Genomic DNA, 7,217 nt, shown 5'->3' on the forward strand with positions numbered 1-7,217 from the left:
CCGGGCGACGGCCTCTCAGCGCGCGAGAGCCGCGACGGCGTCGCGCACCGAGCGGAGCCCCGCGAGCGTCTCGCCGAAGCTCGTCGACAGCGGTGACAGGCCGATCCGGAGGCCCCCCGGGTCGCGGTAGTCGGGGATGACGTCGCCCGACCACAGCCGCGCGGTCACCTCGCGCATGGCGGGGTGCGACAGCGTCACATGACCGCCCCGCCACGCCGAGTCGCGCGGCGACGCGACACTGACCCCGAGCGGGGTCAGTTCGGCATCGGCGACGCGCACGGCGAACTCCGTCAGCGCGATCGACTTGACGCGGATGGCGTCGATGCCGGCATCCGCGATCATCGCGAGCGTGTCCTGCATCGCGAGCATGCCGACGATCGGCGGCGTGCCCGAGAGGAACCGGCGCATGCCGTCGGCGGGTCGGTAGTCGGGGCCCATCGCGAAGACGTCGGCCGAGCCCATCCAGCCCTGGATCGGCTGGGCGAGGGCCCGCTGGTGACGCGTTGCGACGTAGGCGAACGCGGGCGAGCCCGGGCCGCCGTTGAGGTACTTGTACGTGCAGCCCACCGCGAGGTCGAACTCCCACGCATCGGCCTCGACGGGCACCGAGCCCGCGGAGTGACAGAGGTCCCAGAGGATCAGCGCGCCGGCGTCGTGGGCGATCCGGGTGAGCGCCGGGGCATCGGCGAGGAACCCCGACCGGTAGGCGACGTGCGAGAGGACCACCACAGCGGTCCGCGGGCCGACCGCAGCCTCGAGCGCCTCGGCGGTGACGCCGGCCGTGAGGTCGACGTCGATCCAGCGCACCGAGCCGCCGCGCTCGCGCGCGATGCCGTCGACCAGATAGCGGTCGGTGGGGAAGTTGTCGCGGTCGACGACGATCTCGACGCGCTCGGGGTCGGCGGCGTGCTGCGCGTCGAACGCCGCGCGGATCAGCTTGTACAGCAGCACGGTGGTCGAGTCGCCGATCACGGTCTGCCCCGATGCCGCGCCGATCGCCGTGCGGCCGATCTCGTCGCCGATCGCGAAGGGCAGGTCCATCCACGATTCGTCCCAGCCGCGGATGAGGCGCCCGCCCCACGCGTCGGTCACGAACGCGGCGAGCCGGTCGACGCTCGCGCGCGGCGGGCGCCCGAGCGAATTGCCGTCGAAGTACACGAGCGATGACTCGGCGCCGACGAAGCGGTCGCGGAAGCCGCGCAGGGGATCGGCGGCGTCGAGGGCTTTCGCCTCGGCATCCGTGTCAGTGGTCGTCATGGATGAGCTCCTCGATGGGCACGACGGTCGCGCCACCGAGCCAACGTGCGACGTCGGCGGACCCGGCAGGCGGATCGCCGGCGATGAACGTCGCCACGCCCCCGAGTGCGTCGGCGGCGGGCCACGGGACGGTCAGCGTCTGGATGAGCGCACCCCCGCGGATGCCGGCGGCCTCGAGTGCTTCGAGCTCGCGCACATCGACGCCGAGGGGCAGGTCGCCGTTGCCGAGATCGGTCCCGTAGAGCACGGTGCCCCCGGCCGCGGCGAAGATCGAGAGGTTGGTGCGGGCGATCGCGGCCGCGGCCGCGTCGTCGCGGTGGATGTCGAGCGTCGAGATCCACCGCTGCCCGTCGTTGATCGCACGGCCGATGAGGCGCGGGCTCAGCTCCTCGCTGAACGGCGTGTGGGCGAGCACGTCGACGGCGGCATCCACTGCCATCCGCGCCGTGCCTGTGCCCTCGACGTGGGCCACGACAGGCAGACCCCGTTCGCGCGCACTCGAGACGATCGCGGCGAGGGTTGCGGCATCCATCGTTCGTCCCGTGTCCGCGTGGAGCACCACCTTCACCACCGACGCCCCGAACGAGGCCTGTTCGTCGACCGCCGTCGCCGCACCGCCCGGCACGCCCGGATGCGTCGACGGGTCGTTCACCTCGCGCACCGTCTCGGGCGGCGCCCACGACCGACCCGACGGATAGCCGCCGGGGACGGTGAGGAAGGCGCCGGCATATGAGACGCGGGGGATGCCGTCGTGCTCACTGCGCGCGAGTGCGACCGGGTCGCCGCCGAGGTCGACCACCGCGGCGATGCCGCCGGCGGGCAGGGCGGATCCGTCGATCAGGTGCAGGTGGACGTGGTGATCGGTGAACGCCGGGAGCGAGACGCCCTGCTCGCCGGTGAGCGCTCGCCGGCAGAGGGCCGCGGACGGCCCGAGGAGTTCACGCAGCGCGAAGGGGTCGGCGTGCACGTCAGCGGCCGATCTCGGTGCGCACGGCGAACAGCTCGGGGAAGAAGGTGAGCTGCAGCGCCCGCTGCAGGAACGGCACGCCGCTCGAGCCGCCGGTGCCGGTCTTGAAGCCGATGATGCGCTCGACGGTCTTGAGGTGGCGGAAGCGCCACAGCTGGAAGTTGTCCTCGAGGTCCACGAGCTCTTCGCACGTCTCGTACGCGGCCCAATGGGCGCCCGGATCCGCGTAGATCTCGGTGAAGATCGGAACGAGCTCGGGCGTGAACGTCCAGGCCTGCGTCACATCCCGATCGAGGATCTCGGCCGGGATCGCATACCCCGAGCGGGCCAGCATCCGGAGGAACTCGTCGTACAGACTCGGGGCCTCCAACGCGCCCGTGACGAGCGCGCGAGCCGCCGGATCGGACTCGAAGACGCGCACCATGCCGGCGTTCTTGTTGCCGAGCGTGAACTCGACCGCCCGGTACTGCGCGGACTGGAAGCCGCTCGCGTTGCCCAGCACGCCGCGGAACTGCACGTATTCGGCGGGGGTGAGGGTCGCCAGCACCGACCACTGCTCGGTGAGGGTCTTCTGGATGTGCTTGACCCGCGCGATGCACTTGAGCGCCGGGGCGAGCTGGTCCTCGCGCAGCAGCCGGCAAGCGGCCGACAGCTCGTGCAGCACCAGCTTCAGCCACAGCTCTGTGGTCTGGTGCTGGATGATGAACAGCAGCTCGTCGTGGTGCTCGGGGTCGCTCAGCGGCCGCTGGGCCGCGAGCAGCGTGTCGAGATCGAGGTAGCCGCCGTAGCTCATGCGGTCGGCGAAGTCGGTGACCACCGACCCCTCGATCGCGCGGGTGTTGCGTTCGACGCCATCGCTCACAGGCTCAGCCTAATGAGCGAGGAGCGGTGGCGTCAGATGATCGAGAGCTCGCGCAGCTTCGTCTCGACGTCGGCGTTGGTCGGCTCGACGTGGTGCGACGAGTCGGGGTAGACCACGACGGGGATGTTGGTGCGGCCCGAGATCTCGCGCGCGACGTCTGCGGCGTCGGGGTCGGCAGCGAGGTCGACGTACGTGTACGAGACGCCGAGCGAGTCGAGCTGCGACTTGGTGCGGACGCAGTCACGGCACCAATCGGCGCCGAACATGGTGATGGTGCTGGAAGAAGTCATCCGGCCATTCTTCCAGCACCATCCTGGACGCCGGCCGCACGCGGCAGCCGGCATCCGTCACATCAGAGCGCGGGCTTGCCCGGCGTGTACGCCCACGCCGTGAAGAACGCCTCGAGGTCGTGCCCCGAGATCTCCTCCGACAGCGCCGCGAAGTCGGCCGTCGTCGCGGTGCCGCCGCCGTACTCCTGCACCCAGGTCTTCGCGAGGTCGAAGAACGCCTCGTCGCCGATCTCGAGCCGGAGCGCGTGCAGCAGGGCCGCCCCACGGTCGTAGACCGCCGCGCCGAAGAGCCCCGTCGGACCGGGATCGGCGAGCACAGTGTTCCAGGTCGGCGTGGTGGCGGCGCGGTTCATGACGATGGCGAACTGGGCTGCGACGGTCCGGATGCTGCGCTCCTCATTCCACATCCACGTCGAGTAGGTCGCCCATCCCTCGTTCAGCCAGATGTCGGCCCAGCGGCCGGGGCTGACGTGGTTGCCCATCCACTGGTGGGCGAGCTCGTGGGCGATCGTTCCTTCGCTCGCGCTCCCCGAGAAGAACGAGCGCGTCTGGGTCTCGAGCGCGTAGCCCACGCTGTCGTTGTCGACGATCGCGCCGTAGGCGACGAACGGGTACTCGCCGTAGCGCGCCTCGAAGAACGCGAGCATGGCGCGCGTGCGCGCGAGGTTCACGTACTGGTTGGGGGTGCGGGTGACATCGATCGCGTTGATGATCGGCGTCTCGCCGGCTGGGGCGTCGGTCTCGAGCCGGAAGTTGCCGACGGTCGCGGTGGCGAGGTAGGCAGCCATCGGATCGGGCGCGTCCCACCACCACGTCGTCTTGCCGTCGACGGTCTCGGATCCCACGAGCAGTCCGTTCGCGACGGCGACGGCGGGCGCCGGCACCGTGATGGCGAATGAGTATGTGGACTTGTCGGTCGGGTGATCGTTGACCGGGAACCACGTCGCCGAGCCCTCGGGCTCGCTGACGACCATCGCGCCGTCGTAGGTGGTGACCCAGCCGTAGGGGTAGCCCTCGATGTCGAGGGGAACGGTGGTCGTGCCGCCGTAGGTGACGATCACGGTAGCCGACTGGCCGGTCTTGAGCTTCGGGCGCGGTGCGATGACGAGCTCGTTCTCGGTCTGCGCGAACGCCATCGGCTTGCCGTTGACGACGACGGAGCTCGCGGTGAGGCCGCGGAGGTCCAGGTTGAAGCGGTCGAGGTCGGCGGTCGCGACCAGGTCGATCGTCGCGACGCCGGCGAGGGCGCCCTCGAGCGGCGCCGGATCGGGCAGCAGCGGCGGCGTGTAGTCGAGGTCGAGGTCGTAGTGGACGACGTCGATGCCGCCGTTGCCCGCGAGCGGGAAGTACGGGTCACCCACCCCGTCGGCGCCAGGCCCGTAGCGGGGCGTACCGGGCGAGCCGGGCGCGGCGACGGCGGCACCCGATCCGATGAGCGTGGCCGTCACCACCAGTGCTGAGGCGATGAGTGCGGAACGACGGAACGGGCGTGCGGGCATGGCGTCTCCCCGGGTGCATTCGAGCGAATGCTGTTGACGCTAGCCTGGCCGTGTTGCGGCCGGATGTCGATGGCGTGACTCACATCGGAGTTCGCCCCTGGTTGTGCGCATGCGACGATGGACCCAGTGCAGCTGTCCATCATCGTCCCCACCTTCAACGAGGCTCCCAACGTCGCGGAGCTCGTCCGCCGTGTCTCGGCGGCGACGTCGGGGATGGATGCCGAGATCATCTTCGTCGACGACAGCACCGACACCACCCCCGACGTGATCCGCGAGGTCTCGGCATCCGCTCCCCTCCCCGTTCGCCTGCTGCACCGCTCTGCGCGCAGCGGCGGCCTCGGCGGAGCGGTCGTGGAGGGCTTCGCGCTCGCCGAGTCGGATGCGTGTCTCGTGATCGACGGCGACCTGCAGCATCCGCCCGAGGAGATCCCCGCGCTCGTCGAGCGCTTCGAGCGCGGCGACGTCGACGTTGTGGTCGCATCGCGCTACGCCGGCGGCGGCACGGCCCACGGGCTCGCCGACCGCACGCGCGTGCTCGTGTCGAAGATCGCGACGGCGCTGACGAAGGCCATGTTCCCGATCCGGCTGCGCGAGGTGTCCGACCCCATGACGGGGTACTTCATCCTCGACCGTCGCGCGATCGATATGGCGACGCTCAAACCCCGCGGCTTCAAGATCCTGCTCGAGATCCTCGCGCGCAAGAACCTGCGCGTCGCCGAGGTGCCGTTCGCGTTCGCGGGCCGCCATGCCGGCGAGTCGAAGGCCTCGGTGCGCCAGGGCCTCAACTTCGTCTCGCAGCTCACAGCTCTCCGCTTCGGAAAGATGTCGCTGTTCGCGGTCATCGGCGGACTCGGCGCGATCGTCAACCTCGCGATCATGTGGGCTCTCACGCAGATGGGTGTCGGATACATCGCGGCGGCGATCGTGGCGGCCGAGACGACGATCATCGGCAACTTCCTGCTGCAGGAGCGCTTCGTCTTCAACGACATGCGCGATGCGGCCTCGGGCGGCTGGCTGCGCTTCGCGAAGTCGTTCACGTTCAACAACGCCGAGGCGCTCGTGCGGATCCCCGTCATCGCGCTCCTGGTCGAGACGTGGCACTTCTCCGCGGTGGTCGCGGCGGGCGTGACGCTCGTGATCGCGTTCTTCGTGCGGTTCGTCTTCCACTCGCTCGTCGTCTACGCGCCCCGTCGCGCCGGTGTCGAGCCCAGCCGTGCCCGGCGCTTCGTCGAAGAGCTCGACGCGCAGGCGATGTCGCCCGGAGAGCTGTAGGGCGAGCGGATGCCGCGGCCTGCGCCGCGGTTCGTTCAGGCGCGCGCGGCTGAGGCGCCGGCGTCGTCGGGCAGGCGCGCGCCGGTCATCTGCTCGACGAGCGCCCACGCGCGGGCGCCGGCCGTGGGGTCGGCGAGGCGCCGGTAGAGCCGGCGCGGTCGGGGGCGGCCGCGGAGCTCTCCGAGCCCGCCCGGCACGACCAGGTCCTCGTCGGTGAGGTCGTCGGCGGTGACCGCCATGAGGGCGGGGAGGGCGGCATCTGCCGCGCTCTGCCCGAAGACGCCCCGGTCCATGAGGCTGCGGCCGACGCGCGCCGCCCACCGCGGGCTCTCGCGCATCTCGGCCGGCGCGATGTTGGTGAGGGCGACGCCGGGGTGGCAGAGCACGGTGCGGATGCCCCACGCACCGTGGGCGCTGCGCCGCGCGAACTCGCGTGCCGCGAGCCCCAGCAGCATCTTGGATGCCGCATACGCCCGCATCGGGCGATAGCCGTGCTCGAAGGCGACGTCGTCCCACGGCACCCGCCCGTGGTTCGCGGCGAGGCTGCACTGCACCGCGACGCGCGCGCCGTGGCCCCGCAGCACCGGCACGATCCCCGCGAGCAGCGCGGCATGTGCGAGCGCGTTCGTCTGCATGTGCAGCTCGCCGCCGTCCTCGGTGAGGTGACGCTCCGGATCGCCGATGCGCACCACGCCGGCGTTGAGCACCACGATGTCGAGGGGACGAGCCTCGTCGGCGAGCCCGCGCACGAGCGCGCGGACCGATGTGAACGACGCGAGGTCGAGATCGCGCAGCTCGAGCTGCGCCGACGGGATGTCGCGCACGATGTCGTCGATGGCCCTCTCGCCCTTCCCACGGTTGCGCACCGGCATCACGACGTGCGAGCCCGCAGAAGCGAGCGTACGGGCGATCTCGACGCCGACGCCGTCGCTCGCGCCGGTGACGAGCGCCCGGCGACCCGCGAGGTCGGGCAGGTCGATGCTCCAGCGCGTGGGCGGACCCGCGTGCGAGGGAGGGCGCGGGGCGGGGGACGCGGCATCCGTCACGAGATCGCTCCTTGGGGTGTGGGG

General features: G+C 71.1%; 7 protein-coding genes. 1 reads left to right on the plus strand and 6 read right to left on the minus strand.

Annotated features, from left to right (window positions below; all coding sequences use genetic code 11):
* Window positions 1-15: 15 nt before the first annotated feature.
* The 5 genes from FFS15_RS17135 to FFS15_RS17155 all read right to left on the minus strand — a co-directional run bounded on the left by FFS15_RS17135 (window position 16) and on the right by FFS15_RS17155 (window position 4,875).
* On the minus strand, window positions 16-1,257 hold the full coding sequence (locus FFS15_RS17135) for an aminotransferase class V-fold PLP-dependent enzyme (protein ID WP_137846264.1): 1,242 nt from the start codon (window positions 1,255-1,257) through the stop codon (window positions 16-18).
* Window positions 1,244-2,224, minus strand: coding sequence for a hypothetical protein (locus tag FFS15_RS17140; RefSeq protein ID WP_137846265.1), 981 nt, complete (start codon window positions 2,222-2,224; stop codon window positions 1,244-1,246). The genes FFS15_RS17135 and FFS15_RS17140 overlap by 14 nt, the downstream gene beginning before the upstream one ends.
* Window position 2,225: 1 nt before the next feature.
* Window positions 2,226-3,086, minus strand: a complete 861-nt coding sequence (kynA, locus tag FFS15_RS17145) for a tryptophan 2,3-dioxygenase (RefSeq protein ID WP_249354179.1) — start codon at window positions 3,084-3,086, stop codon at window positions 2,226-2,228.
* Between the two features lie 32 nt (window positions 3,087-3,118).
* Window positions 3,119-3,376 carry a glutaredoxin domain-containing protein gene (locus FFS15_RS17150; protein WP_137846266.1) on the minus strand — a complete coding sequence of 86 codons (258 nt, stop codon included), beginning with the start codon at window positions 3,374-3,376 and terminating at the stop codon, window positions 3,119-3,121.
* Window positions 3,377-3,438: 62 nt separating this feature from the next.
* Window positions 3,439-4,875 carry a M1 family metallopeptidase gene (locus FFS15_RS17155; protein WP_137846267.1) on the minus strand — a complete coding sequence of 479 codons (1,437 nt, stop codon included), beginning with the start codon at window positions 4,873-4,875 and terminating at the stop codon, window positions 3,439-3,441.
* Window positions 4,876-5,001: 126 nt separating this feature from the next.
* Here FFS15_RS17155 and FFS15_RS17160 point away from each other — a divergent pair, with 126 nt between their 5' ends.
* Window positions 5,002-6,147, plus strand: coding sequence for a glycosyltransferase family 2 protein (locus tag FFS15_RS17160; protein WP_137846268.1), 1,146 nt, complete (start codon window positions 5,002-5,004; stop codon window positions 6,145-6,147).
* 35 nt (window positions 6,148-6,182) lie between these two features.
* Here the strand turns inward: FFS15_RS17160 and FFS15_RS17165 are convergent.
* The coding region (locus FFS15_RS17165; protein ID WP_212743183.1) for an SDR family oxidoreductase at window positions 6,183-7,217 on the minus strand (1,035 nt) is incomplete at its 5' end.

Origin of the sequence: Microbacterium sp. 2FI (genome assembly GCF_005502885.1) — a bacterium.
Lineage (GTDB): Bacteria > Actinomycetota > Actinomycetes > Actinomycetales > Microbacteriaceae > Microbacterium.

Coding starts and splice junctions, on each gene's coding strand:
- FFS15_RS17155 (WP_137846267.1), bottom strand. CDS start 4,875: ATGCCCGCACGCCCGTTCCGTCGTTCCGCACTCATCGCCTCAGCACTG.
- FFS15_RS17150 (WP_137846266.1), bottom strand. CDS start 3,376: ATGACTTCTTCCAGCACCATCACCATGTTCGGCGCCGATTGGTGCCGT.
- FFS15_RS17135 (WP_137846264.1), bottom strand. CDS start 1,257: ATGACGACCACTGACACGGATGCCGAGGCGAAAGCCCTCGACGCCGCC.